Source organism: uncultured Roseovarius sp. (genome assembly GCF_947259555.1).
In the GTDB taxonomy this organism is placed as follows: domain Bacteria; phylum Pseudomonadota; class Alphaproteobacteria; order Rhodobacterales; family Rhodobacteraceae; genus Roseovarius.
Map to the genome: position 1 here is coordinate 67,908 of NZ_CAMYMD010000066.1, position 18,445 is coordinate 86,352.

Below are 18,445 nucleotides of genomic sequence, written 5' to 3' on the forward strand. Positions count from 1 at the left end.
CTTGAGACGGGAAAGGAGATGTCCATGACCCGTTTCACCGCTTTCATCTTCGCTATTGGTGTCGCAGCAGCACCCGCCCATGCGCTCGATACGAGTGCGGGCTCCCTGACCGTGACCAAGATGGTCGACGGGCTGGATGCGCCTTGGGCGTTGGAGTTCCTGCCGGATGGCGGCATGCTGATTACCGAACGTGACGGGCGGCTTTTGCATGTCGCGGACGGTCAAAGCCGCGCGATCAAAGGCCTGCCGGAGATCGCCGCGCGCGGTCAGGGTGGCTTGCTCGACCTGCTGATCCCGCGTGATTTTGCGCAGAGCCGCGAGGTGTATTTCAGCTATTCCAAACCGCAATCTGGTGGGGCGGGCACCGCCATCGCCCGGGCGCGGCTGGCTCCCGGTGCCGATCGGCTGAGTGACCTCTCGGTGATTTTCGAGATGGAGCCGGGCTCTTCCGGTGGACGGCATTTCGGCTCGCGTCTGGTCGAAGGGCGCGATGGCTATCTTTACGCCACCATAGGCGAGCGCGGCGACAGGCCCTCGGCGCAGGATCTGGGCCGCGAGAACGGCTCGGTGATCCGTATCGCGCGCGACGGGTCGGTGCCGCAGGACAATCCTTTTGTTGACACATCTGGCGCGCAGCCGGAAATCTGGTCCTACGGGCATCGCAATCCGCAAGGTGCGGCGCTCGATGGGTCAGGCACTCTCTGGGTTGTCGAGCATGGCGCGCGTGGTGGCGATGAGGTGAACCGCGTCGAGAAGGGCGCAAACTATGGCTGGCCGGTGATTTCCTACGGGCGGCACTATTCCGGTGCGAAGATCGGTGAGGGCACGGCCAAGGAGGGCATGGAGCAGCCCGCGCATTACTGGGATCCCTCGATCGCGCCCTCGGGCATGATGATCTATCAGGGTGACATGTTCCCCGATTGGCGCGGCGATATCTTCGTGGGCTCGCTCAAGTTCGACATGATCTCACGGCTCAAGGGCACACCGCTGCGCGAGGTTGAGCGGTTCGAGAGCCCCGAGACATCGCGCGTGCGCGACATTGTCGAGGCCCCTGATGGTGCAATCTGGTTCCTGAGTGTGGGGCAGGGCGCGGCCTATCGGATCACGCGCTGAGGGTGGCCGAAATCTTGAAAAGATTTCGGTTCGCTTTCTTTTCAAGAAAGCGGCTTGCCGCTTGCGATCACACTGACAGCCTTGACGTGTGCGCCCCGCGTTCTCGGTAGGGCGTGGTGTTGTAATGCGCGCGGTAGCATTTCGAGAAATGCGACGGTGAGGCAAAACCGCACGCGAGCGCCACGTTGATCACCGTCATGTCGGTCTGCATCAGCAGGTTGCGCGCCTTTTGCAGCCGCAATTCCATGTAGTACCGCTTGGGGCTGCGGCTGAGGTAGCGCCGGAACAGCCGCTCAAGCTGGCGCGTGGACATGCCCACCTCGCGCGCAAGCACCGACGGGCTGATCGGATCCTCGATGTTGCTTTCCATCATCTGGATGACCTGGCTCAGCTTGGGGTGGCGCACGCCGATCCGCGTCGGGACACTCAGGCGTTGGGTGTCCTGATCGGTGCGGATTGAAGAGTATATCTGTTGATCTGCGACGGCATTGGCCAGCTTCTCGCCGTGATCGTCGGCGATGATGTTGAGCATCAGGTCGATTGAGGATGTGCCGCCCGCAGTGGTCATGCGGTTGCCGTCGATGACAAAGACCGACTTGGTCAGTTGCACCTCGTCAAACTCCTCGAGGAAGGCATCGTGGTTTTCCCAGTGGATCGTCGCGCGTTTGCCATCCAGAAGCCCGGCCTTGGCAAGGACATAAGATGCGGTGCAAAGCCCGCCCATTCGCAACCCCCGGCGTGCTTCGCGGCGCAGCCAGTTGAGCATGCGTTTCGTGGTGGCCGCCTGAATGTCGACCCCGCCACAGACGATCACGACATCTTCACGGTTCAGCTCTGCCAGAGGAAAGTCGACGTGAAACCGCACCCCGTTGGAACAGGTCACGATATCCTCTGTATCGCCCGTCAACGCCCAGCTGTAGAGTTCTGCCTCGGCCATGCGGTTGGCGATACGCAAACATTCCACTGCCGAAGCAAAGCTCAGCAGAGTGAACTTGTCGAGCAGAACGAACACAAAGCGTTTTGGAGCCTTGGGCGCGTCGACATCGATCTTTGCGGTTTCAGTTTTCATTACTTTACGATTCCCGACGCAATCCGGACCTCATTCGCGTCTGTCACGAAAACGTCGCTGTTGACAAGAGACGAGGTGATAAATGCGGCCGAATCCCTCAACTCCCATATGGCCTCTTTCAAGCGTCTTTAGTATAGACCGGGCGTGAACGACGACAAAGCGGAGACTGAACATGACGGAATGGCAGAAAACGGACTGGCGCGCGAAACCGCGGGTGCAGATGCCGGACTATACCGATGCCACCGCGCTTGCGCGCGCCGAGGCCCGTCTGACACAGTACCCTCCGCTGGTCTTCGCGGGCGAGGCGCGGCGGCTCAAGGCGCAGCTTGGCGCGGCATCGCGCGGTGAGGCATTCTTGTTGCAAGGCGGGGATTGCGCCGAGGCCTTCGATCAGTTCTCGGCCGACGCGATCCGCGACACGTTCAAGGTGATGCTGCAAATGGCCATGGTCCTGACCTATGGCGCCAAGGTGCCGGTGGTCAAAGTCGGCCGCATGGCCGGTCAGTTCGCCAAACCGCGCTCGGCGCCCACCGAGGTCGTGAACGGAGAGGAGCTGCCCAGCTACCGGGGCGATATCATCAACGATATGGCGTTCACCCCGGACTCGCGCATTCCCGATCCCGACCGGATGTTGCAGGCTTACACGCAGGCGGCGGCCACGCTGAACCTGCTGCGCGCGTTTTCGACGGGTGGCTACGCTGACGTGCATCAGGTGCATCAATGGACGCTCGGCTTTACCGAGAGTGAGAAGGCCGCGAAATATCGTGAGATGGCCAATCACATCGCAGACGCACTTGATTTTATGAAGGCGGCGGGCGTGGACAGTGCGCAGGCCCATACCCTGCGCACGGTTGATTTCTACACCTCGCATGAGGGGCTTTTGCTGGAATATGAAGAGGCGCTGACGCGGCTTGATTCGACGTCCGGCAAATGGCTCGCGGGCTCTGGCCACATGTTGTGGATCGGCGACCGCACGCGCCAGCCTGACGGCGCGCATGTCGAGTTTCTGCGCGGGGTGCAGAACCCGATCGGCCTGAAATGTGGCCCCTCGATGACCTCTGATGACCTCAAGCGGCTGGTTGCGACACTCAACCCCGAAAACGAGGCCGGGCGGCTGACGCTCATCGCGCGGTTCGGCGCGGGCAAGGTGGCGGAAAACCTGCCGCGTCTCATCCGCACCGTCGAAGAGGAAGGCGCCAATGTGCTCTGGGTCTGCGATCCGATGCACGGCAACACGATCAAATCAGCGACCGGCTACAAGACCCGGCCGTTCGAGGCGGTGCTGCGCGAGGTGCAGGAATTCTTCGGCATCCACCGCGCCGAGGGCACGATCCCGGGCGGGGTGCATTTCGAGATGACCGGACAGGACGTGACCGAATGCACCGGCGGCATGCGGGCGCTGTCGGATGAGAACCTCAGCGATCGTTACCACACCGCCTGTGACCCGCGCCTGAACGCAAGCCAGTCGCTGGAACTGGCCTTTCTCGTGGCGGAAGAGCTAAAGGCGTTGCGCGATGACAGGCTGCGCGCGCAAGCGGTTTGATCTGTCAGGGAAAAGGCCCTTACGAGCCCGCCCCTTGCAGTAAATGATGCAGGTGAGAACACGCAGTGGGCTCGGAGCGCAATGACCGCTTCGAGCCCAGACTGTCGATTGCGTTAGAAACGAACCTCGGCTTGGCTTGGCCTGGAGCGGGCATTGACGTGAGCCGCGCATCGACGGGCCGCGGTGCGGCGATCCAAGGTTGGTTCGGCAGACCTTTATCTCTGCCAAGTCAGGAAAACATCCACGCAATGCGCAGGTTCCAGCCAAATCGCCGTGCCGTCGGGGCGGCCCGTCGATGCGCGGCGGTCTTCGACCGCGTATCGCGCGGGTGCTTTGATCCAAGGTCCGCTCCAGGCCAATGGCGACCTTGATCCCGACTTTCACCAAGAGCAACTTTGTCCCGCGATCTGTGAATTCAGATCAAATGCAGCGAACAGCGAGGCTTCCTGAACCAGCCATTCGTGCGCCACGCGGCGAAGGTGTCAGGAGAGCCCATACCTACCAAGCTGACACGATGCAGCGAACGTCGGTTTGCGGGAAACCGGTCTAGAGGTTCTCACAGATTTTGATAGGGTCCTAGCATGAGTGATTGGCCTGTTTATTCCCGCAAGCAATGGATCAAAGCTGTTAATTGGTCAGCCTTGCTGGGTTACCTAGCAGTGGTTGGGGTGCCCTCTATACTCAACGCAAACCCCGGCGGCGTTATTGGTGGAGCAATTCTGGGTGTTCCATTTGCTTTGTTATGTTGCTGGGTGGTAGGAGCGCCAATCCTCAAACGGATCATGCAAAAGGAAATCAGTTGGGTTTCCGCAGCTTGTTGGGGAGCCGCAATAGCTGCGATTTTGGCCGCACTCAGTATCGCGATAGGTCGCTACTCCGGTTGGCGTCAATCGAACAACCCCTACTTTAACTCACGTATCGGTGGCGAAGGCTATGTCAGATCAATCGATGGAATTCTAACTCCATATGGCTGGCAGGTGCTGGCGCAAAATACATTACTCTTCATTGCAACGGGAGCGGTCATAGCAGTTACCGTAAGGTGGTTAGTCGGAAAACCTGCTGCGCTCAAGAACGAGCAGATTCAAAGGTAACAGACATCTGCCTTCATGGTTTAAACGGCAGCTCCGTCCGCCGAGCCGTCGCTCGCACAACCAGCGGCGAAGGTCTGGATTGAGCCCAGACTGCAGATATTCTGCAACGCCACGAATGTCTGCTATCGTCACGCAGTCAAAAACCTTCAACTACCTATCAAGGTTTTGAACGGGTTTTTTGTCAGCGTAAACTTAGGTGATTTGAACCTGTGCCAAAAAGGAGAGTTTTTGGAACGTGATCGAATGGCAGCCGTGCGCAGGCATTACGGATGGTGTTAGCTTTTAGGAGCTTCCCCTATAAACGCACCCGAAGTTACGTTGCATTTCGCTATGCACCTCTTTTCGGTGCGCATTGGCTTCAGCATTTATGGCTTCTAACTCGGCAACTACATCAGAGGAAGAACGGTCAGGCGACATGCTGGCAGCCATGGCCCTGCCTTGTGACTGGGCGCTTTCCAGCAGAGCTGGCTCAAAGAGCGTATGTGCGGCGCGGGCTGTCATCTCGGATTCTTCCGGTGTTTCGGCGACTTGGCAGCGATAGGTCATCGTGCCTTTGCCATCTGTGACTGGGAAAGTGAAATCGGCGGTTTTGGATGAGAACAGACCGGAAGTGCCAAGGACCACCATAGCCAGAGCCCCGAGTCCACCAGTGCTTGCGATGAGGCCTAATTTCATAAAAATATCCCTTTTTATCAAACAAACGATAGCCGTAGATCATGGCGCAATTTTGACTCTAAGCAGGACTTCGATACCGCGAGGGCAAAGCCTTCCAAAAACGACCGTTTGTTGAACGGTTCACCAGACCAGACTTTCATGCACGTGAAGCGAACGGCAGTAAAGTCCCGCACAGCCGACATTCATCGCATCCACCTCCCGAAGAGATCTTCGGAAGCTGGATCCTTGTCATCGTGTTGCGCTGAACGGCTCTCAGCTCTGCGCTGCATCATTTATTGCAAAGGGCTGGCCTTACGAGGGCCTTTTTATTTTACAAGGCGCAAGTGATTGTGGCCGCGTCTGGCCCTGTGTCCGGGTCCCGGGCTGGTTGCCCCTCCTGTCAGAGACGTGAGCCGCATCTGTTGGGGCGTCGTGGTCAAGGGCGCCATGCGTATCGCCCCAATGTCAAAGCGCCGCATGGTTCGACCGATCTCGCCCTGTGTCACGAGACACCCGAGCGCGCGCGACACATCCCCAAGATCACTGCGCAGCGGCAGCAGAACAAGCCGCCCTGCCAGTGGCGGTCTGCCAAAGCCTGTCTTGCCGCAAAGGTCCAGTTCGAGAGTTGCGGGGCGATCGAAGAGATCGACGAGGGCGTCGGCAAACCTCTGGCGCGCGGCGGGGGCGATGAAGCTCGACAACGGCATGCCACGCACTTCCATGCCCATCAGGTCATTGAGGTGCATTCCGGCAATTCTGAGGCGTGTGACGCCAGGTGCGATCCGTTCGGCGATGAAGGCGTTGGAGAGAAGCGGGCCGATCCGGCGAGGGTCAATATCTGAGCGGCGTGGCACGCTCTCACCCAGGCGCATGCTGGCCCAGTGGGATCTGAACGCCCGCAAGTCCGCCTCGGCACCGTCCAGTGCGATGCCCGGTTGCTGTGTGGTCTCGGTGATGGTTCCGTCATCATACATGATACACCCTTTCAATCGTGACCTCGTGCCACTATTGCGCAGCCTGCCCGCAACCGGTTGATCTGTTGCTCGGCCACCGTGCGCCCTTTGAATTTGCACATTCCGTGGGGGATTTGTCTAAAAATCGAATTGTTTGGTTAACCTTCGGGCCGCGCGCGCGGCACAGCCGAGGCTTGCCAGCCGCCGGGGCAATGGCTAGGACAGGTCGCAACCGCCACCCAAGGAGCCGTTCGAGACATGATCCATTCGATGACCGCCTTTGCCAGTGGCAAGGGAGCCCATGCCGGACATGGCTGGAGTTGGGAGCTGCGCGGCGTGAACGGCAAGGGGCTGGATCTGCGCCTGCGCGTGCCCGACTGGATCGACGGGCTCGAAATGGGTTTGCGGACACGGCTGAATGCCGTGCTCGGGCGGGGGAACGTGACGCTTGGCCTCCGGGTGAGCAGCGCAGAGACGACTGGGCGCCTTGCTCTGAGCCAAGCCACACTTGACGATGTGCTGCACGCCATGTCGCAGGTCGAGGAAAAGGCCATGCAGATGGGCCTGTCGCTGGCACCGGCCACATCCGCTGACGTTCTGGCCTTGCGTGGTGTGCTGGAAGGGGGATCGGGTGACGCCGACACATCCGCGTTGCGCGTGGCATTGCTGACGGATTTCGAGACCGTCTTGCAGGAGTTCGTGACGATGCGCGCGAGTGAGGGCGCGGCTTTGGCGCAGGTCCTGGGCGCCCATCTCGACGAGATCGCGCGTCTCACCGACGAGGCGCGCGCCTTGCTGGCGACCCGTGCCGAGGATATCGCACGCAGCCACCGCGCGGCTTTGGCGCGGGTGGTGGACAACACCGAGAGCGTTGACCCCGCGCGCGTCGCGCAGGAGCTTGCCGTTCTGGCGGTAAAGCTCGACGTCACGGAAGAGCTGGACCGACTGGGGGCGCATGTCGCGGCGTCGCGGGCGCTCATCGAAGCGGGCTCGCCAGTCGGGCGCAAGATTGATTTTCTGAGTCAGGAGTTCAACCGCGAGGCCAACACGCTGTGCTCAAAGGCGCAGCATGCCGGGCTGACCGAGATCGGCCTAGGTCTCAAGACCGTGATCGACCAGATGCGTGAACAGGTGCAGAATGTCGAATGAGGCACTAGGGGCAGGCCCGGGAGATGAGTATTTTCGGAACAGTGAAAGGGCAGGGGCATGAGTGATCGCAGGGGTCTCCTGATCATCCTGTCCTCGCCGTCGGGCGCGGGAAAGTCGACCCTGTCGCGGCGGTTGCGGGATTGGGATCCGACGATTTCATTCTCTGTCTCGGCCACCACGCGCACCCCACGGGAAGGTGAGGTTGACGGGCAGGATTATCATTTCCTGAGCGAGGAGCGGTTCAAGCGCGAGGTAACAGAGGGCGAGATGCTGGAGCATGCGCATGTCTTCGGCAATTTCTATGGCTCGCCCAAGGGGCCGGTCGAGGCGGCGATCAATAGCGGGCGCGATGTTCTCTTTGACATCGACTGGCAGGGTGCGCAGCAGATCCGCAACTCTGCCCTCGGCGGGCACACGCTGTCGATCTTCCTGCTGCCGCCCTCGATCCGCGAGTTGCACCGGCGGCTTGAGACACGCGGGCAGGACAGCCCCGACGTGATCGCGCGCCGGATGCAGAAAAGCTGGGACGAGATCAGCCACTGGGACGGCTACGATTTCGTGCTGGTGAATGACGATCTCGATGCCACCGAAGCGCGGCTCAAGACCATCATCGAGGCCACGCGCCTGCGCCGGGGCCAGCAACCCTGGCTGACCGATCATGTCCGCCATCTGCAAGCCGAATTCGAGGAGACGCAATGACCATCTACACGCTTGACGGCCACAGCCCGCAGATCGCCGGGGATACGTGGATCGCGCCGGATGCCAATCTGATCGGCAAGGTGGTGATCGAAGATCTGGCCTCGGTCTGGTTCGGCTGCACGCTGCGCGGCGACAATGAGGAGATCCGCGTCGGCGCCGGCAGCAATGTGCAGGAAAACTGCGTCATGCATACCGACATGGGTTATCCGCTGGTGATCGGTCCGGGCTGTACCATCGGGCACAAGGCGATGCTGCATGGCTGCATCCTTGAGGAGAATGTGCTGATCGGAATGGGGGCCACCGTGCTCAACGGTGCCCGCATTGGCCGCAACAGTCTGATCGGGGCAGGGGCGCTCATTACCGAGGGCAAGGAGATCCCCGAGGGCAGTTTGGTGATGGGGGCGCCGGGCAAGGTGATCCGCAGCCTGGATGAGACCGCCATCGAAACCTTGCGCGCCACCGCGCTGCATTATCAACAGAACATGCGCCGGTATCGCACCGGGCTGCACGAGGTCTGACGCGCGATGCAGGGGCTGGCCTCGGTTCTGGCGGGGATGCCGCTGGCGGCGCTGCTCATAGGCCCGGACGAGCGGATCGCGGCGGCCAATGACGCGGCCTGCGACATGATGGGGCCGGGCATTGTCGGGCGGCATTTCCTGACCGCCCTGCGCCAGCCCGATGTGCTGGCGGCGATCGAGGCCACGCTGCGCGACCGCGCCCGCCGCAAGACCGGATACCAGATCTCCGAGGCCGGGCGCGACAGCACATTCGAGGTGCATGTCGCCTATGTCGAGACCGACAGCACGCGCGGCGTGCTGGTGTCGTTCGAGGACATGACCGAGCGCGAACAGGCCGCGCAGATGCGCCGCGATTTCGTGGCCAATGTCAGCCACGAGCTGCGCACGCCGCTCACCGCGCTGATGGGGTTTATCGAGACATTGCAGGGACCTGCGCGCCGCGACGAGACGGCGATCGACCGGTTTCTGGGCATCATGCAGAATGAGGCCGCCCGCATGGAGCGGCTGGTACGCGATCTGTTGTCACTCAGCCGGGTCGAGGGCGAGGAGCGCGTGCGCCCGCGCGAGGCGGTGGATCTCGCGGAGGTGATCGGCTCGGTCGTCTACATGCTGCGCCCCTTGGCCCGCGAGAGCGGCACGGAACTGATTTTTGAGGGCGGCGAGGGCATGCAGGCACCCGGCAATGCCGATCAGTTGCAACAGGTTTTCACCAACCTGATCGAGAACGCGATCAAATATGGCGGGGCCGAGAACCGGATCACCATCACGCTAGACCGGCATCCCAAGGACGCGACCCTGCGCATGCCCGCCATCGTGGCGCGGGTGCGCGATACCGGGCCGGGCATCGACCCGCTGCATATCCCGCGCCTGACGGAACGGTTTTACCGGGTCGATACGCACCGCTCGCGCGAGATGGGCGGCACCGGGCTGGGGCTGGCCATCGTCAAGCATATCGTGAACCGCCACCGGGGGCGGCTGCGAATCTCCTCAACCCCCGGAGAGGGCAGCGAATTCACGGTGATCCTGCCGCGCTGGACCGCCTGAGCCCCTTTTTTCCAACGATTTTGATCGAATCGGCGACTGTCATAAAACAGTTACTTAAGTGTAACAAAAGCGTCGCTGAAAGTGCTTAGCACCGCCCCCAAGGTCGCCCTGCCGGGCGGCCCTGTGAAACCGAACTCAGGGAGCAATCCATGTCTCTTCTCAAAACCACCGTTTCTGCTGCCGCACTGGCCGGACTGGCCGCAGGCAGCGCCGCTGCCCGCGACAACGTACAGGTCGCCGGCTCTTCGACCGTTCTGCCCTACGCCTCAATCGTTGCCGAGCTCTTTGGCGACAACACCGATTTCCCGACACCGGTCGTCGAATCGGGCGGCTCGTCCTCGGGCCTCAAGCGCTTCTGTGAAGGCGTCGGCGAAAACACCATCGACGTGGCCAACGCCTCGCGCGCCATCCGCGAAAAAGAGATCAAGGCCTGCGCCGAGAACGGCGTGACCGACATCATCGAAGTGCGCATCGGCTATGACGGCATCGTTTTCGCCAGCCAGCAGTCGGGCCCCGCCTTCACCGAATTCCAGCCTGCCGACATCTTCAACGCGATCGGCGCGCAGGTGCTGAAAGATGGCGAGATCGTCGCCAACCCGCACAACAGCTGGACCGAGTTCAACAGCGACCTGCCTGACGCGGAGATCGCCATGTTCATCCCCGGCACCAAGCACGGCACCCGTGAAGTCTTTGAAGACAAGGTTCTTCTGAAGGGCTGTGAAGACACCGGCGCGATGAAGGCGATGATGGATGGCGGCATGTCCGAGGACGACGCCGAGGATGCCTGCCTCGACGTGCGCGCCGATGGCAAATCGGTTGACATCGACGGCGACTACACCGAGACGCTGGCGCGTATCGACGCAAACACCAACGGCATCGGCGTGTTTGGCCTCGCATTCTACGAGAACAACACCGACAAGCTCAAGGTTGCCACCATGGGCGGTGTTGCCCCCTCGACCGAGACCATCGCCTCGGGTGAATACCCGGTGTCGCGTCCGCTCTACTTCTACGTGAAGAAAGCGCATATCGGCGTGATCCCCGGCCTCAAGGAATACGCACAGTTCTTCGTCGCTGACGAGATCGCAGGCCCCGGCGGCCCGCTGTCCAACTACGGCCTCGTCGCCGATCCGGAGCTGGGCGATGTCCAGGCTGCGGTTGCCAATGAAAAGGTAATGGGCGGCGGCTCCTGATAGCCTCGTCCTGCCATGCTCGGGGGGAGGTTCTGATGCCGCCCCCCGTTTTGTCTGCCTTGCCAACATGAATTGATGATACGGGGGCCCGCATGCCGCTTCTCTGGCTGATTTTGAGTGTTCTTGCCATTGCGACCACAGGCTATGTGCTGGGACGTGCGCGTGTCATGGCAGGGGCTGGCGGCGACAGCCGCGACCTGCATTCGCTGCCCTCCTATTACGGATATAACGTCGCTCTCAAGGTTGTGCTGCCGTCCTTCCTTTTGTTGTTGGTCTGGCTGCTGGCGCAGCCGTTGATCGTCAACGGCACCGTGGCCGCAGATATCCCCGAAAGCGCGATTCCCGATGGCTCCAGCCGTGACCTGATCATGTCAGAGGTGCGCCGCACCGCCGAAGGGCTCGACAATGCCGTGGCGCAGGGGCTGATGACCGAAGACTTCGCCCGCAGCGCGCGCAGTGACTTCAACGATGTCACGCAGCGGCTCAAGGATGCGGGCCAGATCGTGACCGCGCAGGTCACGCAGCCGATCCTCGAAGCGGCGCAGCGCTACCGGATCATGAATGACACCGGCAACCTGATCCTGAGCGCCCTCGTGATCCTCGTGGCCCTTGCCGGGGCCGCTTGGGGCATGCGCGAGATGCGCCCCGAGTTTCGCGCCCGCAACGTGGTCGAACGGGTTGTGCATGGCGTGCTGGTCGCCGCCGCCTCGGTGGCCATCCTGACCACCGTCGGCATCGTGCTGTCGCTGGTGTTCAACACTATCGAGTTTTTCCGCCTCTACCCGGCCTGGGATTTCTTCTTTGGCACCACGTGGTCGCCGTCCTTTACCGGGCGCGGGGGCAGCTCCGAACTGGGGGTTCTGCCGCTTCTCTGGGGCACGTTCTATATCTCCATCGTGGCGCTTTTGGTTGCGGTGCCGGTCGGGCTGTTTGCAGCGATCTACCTGTCGGAATACGCCACCCCGCGCGTGCGCTCTGTCGCCAAGCCGATGCTCGAGGTGCTGGCCGGTATCCCGACGATTGTTTACGGCCTCTTCGCGCTGCTGACCGTGGGGCCGCTGCTGATGGCGGTCTTCGGCAAGGACGGTCTGGGCTGGATGCAGGCGGGCACGGCGGTAATGACCGCCGGTCTGGTGATGGGCATCATGCTCATCCCCTTTGTCAGCTCACTCTCGGATGACATCATCAACTCGGTGCCGCAGGCGATGCGTGATGGCTCTTACGGGCTGGGGGCCACCAAGTCGGAAACCATCCGGCAGGTGGTGCTGCCCGCCGCGCTGCCGGGGATCGTCGGCGCGATCCTGCTGGCCGCCAGCCGCGCCATCGGCGAGACCATGATCGTGGTGCTGGGGGCCGGGGCCGCCGCGCGCCTGTCGCTCAACCCGTTCGAGGCGATGACCACGGTCACCGCCAAGATCGTGAGCCAGCTGACCGGCGATGCCGATTTCGCAAGCCCCGAGGCACTGGTGGCCTTCGCGCTTGGGATGACGCTCTTTGTCATCACGCTCGGGCTCAACATTTTTGCCCTCTACATCGTTCGCAAATACCGGGAGCAGTATGAATGACCGACGCAACGCTCAACACTGGCGGAGACCGTCCCGGCAGCTCGCTCGCGACTCAGGATGCGCGTACCAAGCGTCGCAACCGCGCCGAGGCCCGGTTCAAGGCCTATGGCCTGACAGCGATCCTGATCGGCATTTTCTTTCTCGTGGTGCTGGCGGTGTCGATCATCCGCTCTGGTAGCCCGGCCTTCACGCGCACGATTGTCGGGGTCGAGTTCACCATCACGCAACCGCAAATCGAGGCCGCCGAGGGCGAGCTGTTCAAGACCAAGGCCTATCAGACCCTCTTCATCGACGCGCTCAAGCAGCAGCTTGACGCGCGCGGCATGGAAATGGAGTTCGATGAAGAGTCTATCGAGCGACTGCTCGGCAAGGTCGGCAGCACGCTGCGCGAGTATTATCAGGCCAATCCCGGTGAGATCGGCACGCCCGTCAGTTTCGAGCTCGCCGCGTCCTCTCGGGTCGATGGCTATCTCAACGGGCGACTGACGCGCGACTCGGTTAAGGACAGCCGCTTTCTGATGGCCGCCGACCTCGATCTGGTCGATGCCTTGCAAGAGGCCGGTATCGTGCGTTCCAGTCTCAACTGGACCTTCATCACCGGGGCTGATTCCGGCGTGGACAATCCCGGCGGTGCAGGTATCGGGGCCTCGGTCGTGGGCTCGTTCTTCATGATGCTGGTTGTGCTGGTGCTGTCGCTGCCCATCGGTGTGGCGGCCTCAATCTACCTTGAGGAATTCGCACCGCAGAACAGGTTTACCGACCTCATCGAGGTGAATATCTCGAACCTCGCGGCGGTGCCCTCCATCGTGTTCGGCATCCTCGGGCTCGCGGTGTTCATTCAGTTTGCGCATTTGCCGCAATCGGCCCCGCTTGTGGGGGGGCTTGTGCTGACGCTGATGACCCTGCCGACGATTATTATTTCGACCCGCGCCTCGCTGCGCGCGGTGCCGCCCTCGATCCGTGATGCGGCGCTCGGGGTGGGGGCCTCGAAGATGCAGTCGGTGTTCCACCACGTGCTGCCGCTCGCCATGCCCGGCATCCTGACCGGCACCATCATCGGCCTCGCGCAGGCGCTTGGTGAGACCGCGCCGCTCCTGCTGATCGGCATGGTCGGCTTTGTCGCGCGCGGCTATCCTGACGGCGTGGTGTCGGGCTTTATGGACCCCAACTCGGCGATGCCCGCGCAGATCTACACTTGGGCCGCGCGCGCCGATCCGAGCTTTTATGAAAAGGCCTGGGGCGGCATCATCGTGCTTCTTGTCTTCCTGCTGACCATGAACATTATCGCGATCATCCTGCGTCGCCGGTTTGAACGCCGCTGGTAAGAAAGGTATCCCACCATGTATGACGCCCCTAATCTTGCGGAGAACAAAGTGACCCAAGACAAAATCAAGATCGCCGCGCGCAAGGTGCAGGTTTATTACGGCGATACCCACGCCATCAAGGACGTGGATGTGGATATCCTCGACAACACCGTGACCGCCTTCATCGGCCCGTCGGGCTGCGGTAAATCTACCTTCCTGCGCTGCATCAACCGGATGAACGACACCATCGACATCTGCCGGGTGCAGGGGGATATCCTGCTCGACGGGCAGGACATCTACGACAAGCGCGTCGATCCGGTGCAATTGCGCGCCAAGGTGGGCATGGTATTCCAGAAGCCCAACCCGTTCCCCAAGTCGATCTATGACAACGTGGCGTACGGGCCCCGTATCCACGGGCTTGCCCGCACCAAGGCGGATCTCGACGAGATCGTCGAGAAATCCTTGCGCCGCGCCGCGCTGTGGACCGAGGCCAAGGACCGGCTCGACCAGCCCGGCACCGGTCTTTCGGGTGGCCAGCAGCAGCGCCTGTGCATCGCCCGCGCCGTGGCGACGGCCCCCGAGGTTCTCTTGATGGACGAGCCGTGCTCGGCGCTCGATCCCATCGCCACCGCGCAGGTCGAGGAGCTGATCGACGAGCTTCGGCAGGACTATTCCGTGGTGATTGTCACCCACTCCATGCAGCAGGCCGCGCGCGTCAGCCAAAAGACGGCGTTCTTCCATCTCGGCAACCTTGTCGAATACGGCGACACCGGCACCATTTTCACCAACCCCGTAGATGAGCGCACCGAAAGCTACATCACCGGGCGCATCGGCTGAGGCCAGGATCAGGATCATTCCAATGTCAGACCAGCAGCATATCGTCTCGTCCTTCGACCGCGATCTCGAAACCATCCAGGCGCAGATCATGAAGATGGGCGGCATGGTCGAGCGCGCCATCGCGGACGCCGCCCGCTCGCTCGAAACCCGCGACGAGGAACTGGCCGAGGAAGTGCGCGGCCGCGACAAGGCCATCGACGCGCTTGAAGAGCAGATCAACGAGGAAGCCGCCCGCGTGATCGCGCTGCGCGCGCCAACCGCGCGCGACCTGCGCCTCGTGCTGACGGTGATCAAGATTTCCGCCAGCCTCGAGCGGATCGGAGACTATGCCAAGAACATGGCCAAGCGCACTTCGGTTCTGTCGAGCATGGCCCCGGTCAACGGCTCTCCGGCCGCGCTGCGCCGGATGGCGCGCGAGGTCGAGGAGATGCTCAAGGACGTGCTCGATGCCTATATCCAGCGCGACGCCGATCTGGCGCTCGAGGTGATGCACCGCGATCAGGACGTCGATCAGATGTATAACGCGATCTTCCGCGAGTTCCTGACCTTCATGATGGAAGACCCGCGCAACATCACGCCCTGCATGCATCTGCATTTCATCGCCAAGAATACCGAGCGGATGGGCGATCTGGTGACCTCGATCGCCGAGCAGGTGATCTATCTGGTGTCGGGTGAGATGCCCGAGGATCCGCGCCCCAAGGGGGACACGACCTCGGTCGATCCCGGCATCGCGCCCGATATCAACGTCTGAGACAGGAGAGACCGCCGATGTCCGCCGATCAACCCACCGTGCTGCTGGTCGAGGATGAGCCCGCGCAGCGCGAGGTGCTGGGCTATAACCTCGAGGCGGACGGGTTCCGCGTGATGACCGCCAGCAATGGTGAAGAGGCGCTCTTGATGGTGTCGGAGATGCCGCCCGATATTATCGTGCTCGACTGGATGATGCCCAATGTGTCGGGCATCGAGGTCTGCCGCCAGCTCAAGACCCGCTCCGAGACGCGCGCCATTCCGATCATCATGCTCTCGGCGCGTTCTGAGGAGGTGGACCGCGTGCGCGGGCTGGAAACCGGGGCCGATGACTACGTTATCAAGCCCTATTCATTGGTCGAACTGATGGCGCGGGTGCGCGCACAACTGCGCCGCACGCGGCCCGCCACGGTGGGCGAGCGGCTGGAATATGCCGATATCGTGCTCGATTCCGAGACCCATCGCGTGACCCGCCGCGACAAACCGCTAAAGCTGGGCCCGACCGAATTTCGCCTGCTCTCGACCTTCATGGAAAAGCCCGGGCGCGTCTGGTCGCGCGAGCAGTTGCTCGATCGGGTCTGGGGGCGCGACATCTATGTCGATACCCGCACCGTGGACGTGCATATCGGGCGCCTGCGCAAGGCGCTGTGCCAGCATGGCGGCGACGATCCCCTGCGCACGGTGCGCGGGGCAGGGTACGCTTTGGGCTAAAACACACGACCAGCATAGGTCAGCGGGGCAGCCTGTCCTCGTCCTCGGCCTGTCCGGCCAGCCACTCACGAAAGCGCAGCAGCGCCGGGTCACGTCCCTTGGCCTCGGGCCAGACGAGGTAATAGGCGCCTGACATCTCGGTGCGCCCGCCCCAGACACAGGTCAACCGCCCGGTGGCAAGGTCCTGCTCGGCAAGGTAGTCGGGCAGGAGCGCGACGCCAAGGCCGTGCAACGCGGCCTGCGTGATGGTTGAGAATTGGTCATAAACGGTGCCGGTGATCCGCGCTCCCTCTGCGCCGTGGGCAGCAAACCAGTCGGCCCAGGCGTTGGGGCGCGTCTCGATATGCAGGAGCGGCAGGCGCAGGACATCGCGCGCGCTTTGAATGGCCGGATGTGCGGCGATAAGATCGGGGGCGGCGACCGGCAAGACCGCTTCTGCCCTCAGTCGCAGAGCTTGCGTCGCAGGCCAATCGGCCTGACCAAAATGTATAGCTGCATCAAATGGTTCCGACGCAAAGCTGAATGGCTTCAGGCGCGTGGACAGGTTGATCGTTACCTCTGGGTGCAAGCGCGCGAAATCGGCCAGTCGCGGCACCAGCCACCGCATGCCAAAGGTGGGCAAGATCGCAAGGCTGAGGCTGCCGCCAACCGGATTGACCGTCAGGTTGACAGAGGCCTGCGCGATCTGCTGCAAGGCACCGCGCACCTTGTCGGCATAAATCGCCGCGTCGGATGTCAGGCACATGCTGCGCCCTTCCCGGAGGAAGAGCGTTACGCCAAGCAGATTTTCTAGGGTTTTCAACTGCCTGCTGACCGCACTTTGTGTTTGCGCCAGCTCTTCGGCGGCGGCGGTGGCGCTGCCTAGACGGTCTAACGCCTCAAGCGCGCGCAGCGAGGAGATAGAGGGCAGAAAACGGCGAGGCAGGGTCATGCTTGCGAAAAACTCATGGGTACATGTGGATTTATCGTTATTCAGGCCGGTTTGGCTAGTGTAAATTGCCTGCAACCCAAGACTTACAAAAGGATTGCGCCATGAATGCCAATACCCCCACGCTGCGCGCCAAGGATGCACCGGATCTCAACTCTTTCGAATGGAGCGACCCGTTTCGGCTGAGTGAGCAACTGTCGGAAGAAGAGCGGATGATCGCGGAAAGCGCCCGCACCTTCGCGCAGGAGAGCCTGCAACCGCGCGTCATCGACGCCTATCGCGAAGAGCGGGTGGAGCCGGAAGTCTTCAAGGAAATGGGACAGATGGGCCTCTTGGGCACGACCATCCCCGAGGAATATGGCGGGCTGGGATCAAGCTATGTGAGCTATGGCCTCGTCGCGCGCGAGATCGAGCGGGTCGATTCGGGGTACCGGTCGATGATGAGCGTGCAAAGCTCGCTGGTGATGTATCCGATCTACGCCTATGGCAGTGAGGAGCAGCGCCGCAAATACCTGCCCGGGCTGGCAAGCGGCGAGCTGATCGGCTGTTTCGGCCTGACCGAGCCGGATGCGGGCAGCGACCCGGCGGCGATGAAGACCCGCGCCGTGCGCACCGAGACGGGCTATCGCCTGACCGGCTCCAAGATGTGGATTTCCAACAGCCCAATTGCCGATGTCTTTGTGATCTGGGCCAAGTCCGAGGCGCATGATGGCAAGATCCGGGGCTTTGTTCTGGAGAAGGGCATGGCGGGGCTGAGCGCGCCCAAGGTGGGCGGCAAGCTGAGCCTTCGTGCCTCGGTCACGGGTGAGATCGTGATGGACGGTGTCGAGGTGCCGGAATCGGCGCTTTTACCGAATGTTCAGGGGCTTAAAGGGCCTTTTGGATGTTTGAACCGGGCCCGCTACGGCATCGCCTGGGGCGTCATGGGCGCGGCGGAGTTCTGCTGGCACGCCTCGCGGCAATACGGCCTCGACCGCAAGCAGTTCAACCGGCCGCTGGCGCAGACGCAGCTTTTTCAATTGAAGCTGGCCAACATGCAGACCGAAATTGCACTAGGTCTGCAAGCCGCCTTGCGCGTCGGGCGTCTGATGGACGAGGCCAATGCCGCGCCCGAGATGATCAGCCTGATCAAGCGCAACAATTGCGGCAAGGCATTGGAGATTGCACGCCACGCCCGCGACATGCATGGTGGCAACGGGATTTCCGAGGAATTTCAGGTCATTCGCCACATGGTCAATCTGGAGACGGTCAACACCTACGAGGGAACGCATGATGTGCATGCCCTGATCCTGGGCCGTGCGCAGACCGGGCTTCAGGCGTTTTTCTAAGG

Annotated in this window: 18 protein-coding genes; 14 read left to right on the forward strand and 4 right to left on the reverse strand. The window is 61.9% G+C overall.

All coding sequences use genetic code 11. The features are described 5' to 3' along the window. The first annotated feature begins 24 nt into the window (after positions 1–24). Positions 25–1,113 carry a PQQ-dependent sugar dehydrogenase gene (locus Q0X85_RS11080; RefSeq protein WP_297772036.1) on the forward strand — a complete coding sequence of 363 codons (1,089 nt, stop codon included), beginning with the start codon at positions 25–27 and terminating at the stop codon, positions 1,111–1,113. Between the two features lie 67 nt (positions 1,114–1,180). On the opposite strand, the gene Q0X85_RS11085 is transcribed toward Q0X85_RS11080, so the two are convergent. After that, on the reverse strand, positions 1,181–2,182 hold the full coding sequence (locus tag Q0X85_RS11085) for a GlxA family transcriptional regulator (protein WP_297772038.1): 1,002 nt from the start codon (positions 2,180–2,182) through the stop codon (positions 1,181–1,183). A 172-nt stretch (positions 2,183–2,354) separates the two neighbouring features. Here Q0X85_RS11085 and Q0X85_RS11090 point away from each other — a divergent pair, with 172 nt between their 5' ends. Both Q0X85_RS11090 and Q0X85_RS11095 read left to right on the forward strand, forming a co-directional pair. Further along, positions 2,355–3,725, forward strand: a complete 1,371-nt coding sequence (locus Q0X85_RS11090; RefSeq protein ID WP_297772039.1) for a class II 3-deoxy-7-phosphoheptulonate synthase — start codon at positions 2,355–2,357, stop codon at positions 3,723–3,725. 581 nt (positions 3,726–4,306) lie between these two features. Next, on the forward strand, positions 4,307–4,816 hold the full coding sequence (locus Q0X85_RS11095) for a hypothetical protein (protein ID WP_297772040.1): 510 nt from the start codon (positions 4,307–4,309) through the stop codon (positions 4,814–4,816). A 282-nt stretch (positions 4,817–5,098) separates the two neighbouring features. Here Q0X85_RS11095 and Q0X85_RS11100 read toward each other — a convergent pair whose 3' ends face one another. Both Q0X85_RS11100 and Q0X85_RS11105 read right to left on the reverse strand, forming a co-directional pair. Then, positions 5,099–5,491 (reverse strand): hypothetical protein, encoded by a 393-nt coding sequence (locus tag Q0X85_RS11100; protein WP_297772041.1) that lies wholly within the window; start codon positions 5,489–5,491, stop codon positions 5,099–5,101. A 305-nt stretch (positions 5,492–5,796) separates the two neighbouring features. After that, complete coding sequence (locus Q0X85_RS11105) at positions 5,797–6,444, reverse strand: PAS domain-containing protein (RefSeq protein WP_297772042.1); 648 nt, start codon at positions 6,442–6,444, stop codon at positions 5,797–5,799. Between the two features lie 237 nt (positions 6,445–6,681). Between Q0X85_RS11105 and Q0X85_RS11110 the strand changes: the two genes are divergently transcribed. From Q0X85_RS11110 to phoB, 10 genes are all read left to right on the forward strand, one after another. Beyond that, on the forward strand, positions 6,682–7,572 hold the full coding sequence (locus Q0X85_RS11110) for a YicC/YloC family endoribonuclease (RefSeq protein ID WP_297772043.1): 891 nt from the start codon (positions 6,682–6,684) through the stop codon (positions 7,570–7,572). A gap of 57 nt (positions 7,573–7,629) precedes the next feature. Beyond that, positions 7,630–8,271: a guanylate kinase gene (gmk, locus tag Q0X85_RS11115; protein WP_297772044.1), complete on the forward strand. Its 642-nt coding sequence runs from the start codon at positions 7,630–7,632 to the stop codon at positions 8,269–8,271. Then, the gene (locus Q0X85_RS11120; protein WP_297772045.1) at positions 8,268–8,789 is read left to right on the forward strand and encodes a gamma carbonic anhydrase family protein; all 522 of its coding nucleotides are present in this window, start codon (positions 8,268–8,270) and stop codon (positions 8,787–8,789) included. The genes gmk and Q0X85_RS11120 overlap by 4 nt, the downstream gene beginning before the upstream one ends. A gap of 6 nt (positions 8,790–8,795) precedes the next feature. Continuing rightward, a complete protein-coding gene (locus Q0X85_RS11125; RefSeq protein ID WP_297772046.1) occupies positions 8,796–9,833 on the forward strand; it encodes an ATP-binding protein in 1,038 nt (345 codons plus the stop codon). A 149-nt stretch (positions 9,834–9,982) separates the two neighbouring features. Then, positions 9,983–11,023, forward strand: coding sequence for a substrate-binding domain-containing protein (locus Q0X85_RS11130; RefSeq protein WP_297772047.1), 1,041 nt, complete (start codon positions 9,983–9,985; stop codon positions 11,021–11,023). Between the two features lie 92 nt (positions 11,024–11,115). Then, the gene (gene pstC, locus Q0X85_RS11135; protein WP_297772048.1) at positions 11,116–12,588 is read left to right on the forward strand and encodes a phosphate ABC transporter permease subunit PstC; all 1,473 of its coding nucleotides are present in this window, start codon (positions 11,116–11,118) and stop codon (positions 12,586–12,588) included. Beyond that, on the forward strand, positions 12,585–13,913 hold the full coding sequence (pstA, locus tag Q0X85_RS11140; protein WP_297772049.1) for a phosphate ABC transporter permease PstA: 1,329 nt from the start codon (positions 12,585–12,587) through the stop codon (positions 13,911–13,913). The genes pstC and pstA overlap by 4 nt, the downstream gene beginning before the upstream one ends. A gap of 15 nt (positions 13,914–13,928) precedes the next feature. Beyond that, positions 13,929–14,729, forward strand: a complete 801-nt coding sequence (gene pstB, locus Q0X85_RS11145; RefSeq protein WP_297772050.1) for a phosphate ABC transporter ATP-binding protein PstB — start codon at positions 13,929–13,931, stop codon at positions 14,727–14,729. Positions 14,730–14,751: 22 nt separating this feature from the next. Further along, entirely contained in the window at positions 14,752–15,480 is a 729-nt protein-coding gene (gene phoU / locus Q0X85_RS11150; RefSeq protein WP_074784915.1) for a phosphate signaling complex protein PhoU, read from the forward strand. Positions 15,481–15,497: 17 nt separating this feature from the next. Next, on the forward strand, positions 15,498–16,187 hold the full coding sequence (phoB, locus tag Q0X85_RS11155; protein WP_297772051.1) for a phosphate regulon transcriptional regulator PhoB: 690 nt from the start codon (positions 15,498–15,500) through the stop codon (positions 16,185–16,187). A 19-nt stretch (positions 16,188–16,206) separates the two neighbouring features. Here the strand turns inward: phoB and Q0X85_RS11160 are convergent, their stop codons facing one another. Beyond that, entirely contained in the window at positions 16,207–17,118 is a 912-nt protein-coding gene (locus Q0X85_RS11160; RefSeq protein ID WP_297772052.1) for a LysR substrate-binding domain-containing protein, read from the reverse strand. A gap of 101 nt (positions 17,119–17,219) precedes the next feature. On the opposite strand from Q0X85_RS11160, the gene Q0X85_RS11165 reads away from it, so the two are divergent. Next, positions 17,220–18,443 carry an acyl-CoA dehydrogenase gene (locus Q0X85_RS11165; RefSeq protein ID WP_297772053.1) on the forward strand — a complete coding sequence of 408 codons (1,224 nt, stop codon included), beginning with the start codon at positions 17,220–17,222 and terminating at the stop codon, positions 18,441–18,443. The last annotated feature ends 2 nt before the right edge of the window (positions 18,444–18,445 follow it).

What these genes read in the sequence shown, in the direction of transcription:
- Q0X85_RS11165 (WP_297772053.1), top strand. Translation starts at nt 17,220, where the DNA reads ATGAATGCCAATACCCCCACGCTGCGCGCCAAGGATGCACCGGATCTC.
- Q0X85_RS11120 (WP_297772045.1), top strand. Translation starts at nt 8,268, where the DNA reads ATGACCATCTACACGCTTGACGGCCACAGCCCGCAGATCGCCGGGGAT.
- Q0X85_RS11130 (WP_297772047.1), top strand. Translation starts at nt 9,983, where the DNA reads ATGTCTCTTCTCAAAACCACCGTTTCTGCTGCCGCACTGGCCGGACTG.
- pstC (WP_297772048.1), top strand. Translation starts at nt 11,116, where the DNA reads ATGCCGCTTCTCTGGCTGATTTTGAGTGTTCTTGCCATTGCGACCACA.
- Q0X85_RS11110 (WP_297772043.1), top strand. Translation starts at nt 6,682, where the DNA reads ATGATCCATTCGATGACCGCCTTTGCCAGTGGCAAGGGAGCCCATGCC.
- Q0X85_RS11095 (WP_297772040.1), top strand. Translation starts at nt 4,307, where the DNA reads ATGAGTGATTGGCCTGTTTATTCCCGCAAGCAATGGATCAAAGCTGTT.
- phoB (WP_297772051.1), top strand. Translation starts at nt 15,498, where the DNA reads ATGTCCGCCGATCAACCCACCGTGCTGCTGGTCGAGGATGAGCCCGCG.
- Q0X85_RS11160 (WP_297772052.1), bottom strand. Translation starts at nt 17,118, where the DNA reads ATGACCCTGCCTCGCCGTTTTCTGCCCTCTATCTCCTCGCTGCGCGCG.
- phoU (WP_074784915.1), top strand. Translation starts at nt 14,752, where the DNA reads ATGTCAGACCAGCAGCATATCGTCTCGTCCTTCGACCGCGATCTCGAA.
- Q0X85_RS11090 (WP_297772039.1), top strand. Translation starts at nt 2,355, where the DNA reads ATGACGGAATGGCAGAAAACGGACTGGCGCGCGAAACCGCGGGTGCAG.
- Q0X85_RS11080 (WP_297772036.1), top strand. Translation starts at nt 25, where the DNA reads ATGACCCGTTTCACCGCTTTCATCTTCGCTATTGGTGTCGCAGCAGCA.
- Q0X85_RS11105 (WP_297772042.1), bottom strand. Translation starts at nt 6,444, where the DNA reads ATGTATGATGACGGAACCATCACCGAGACCACACAGCAACCGGGCATC.
- pstA (WP_297772049.1), top strand. Translation starts at nt 12,585, where the DNA reads ATGACCGACGCAACGCTCAACACTGGCGGAGACCGTCCCGGCAGCTCG.
- pstB (WP_297772050.1), top strand. Translation starts at nt 13,929, where the DNA reads ATGTATGACGCCCCTAATCTTGCGGAGAACAAAGTGACCCAAGACAAA.
- gmk (WP_297772044.1), top strand. Translation starts at nt 7,630, where the DNA reads ATGAGTGATCGCAGGGGTCTCCTGATCATCCTGTCCTCGCCGTCGGGC.
- Q0X85_RS11100 (WP_297772041.1), bottom strand. Translation starts at nt 5,491, where the DNA reads ATGAAATTAGGCCTCATCGCAAGCACTGGTGGACTCGGGGCTCTGGCT.
- Q0X85_RS11085 (WP_297772038.1), bottom strand. Translation starts at nt 2,182, where the DNA reads ATGAAAACTGAAACCGCAAAGATCGATGTCGACGCGCCCAAGGCTCCA.
- Q0X85_RS11125 (WP_297772046.1), top strand. Translation starts at nt 8,796, where the DNA reads ATGCAGGGGCTGGCCTCGGTTCTGGCGGGGATGCCGCTGGCGGCGCTG.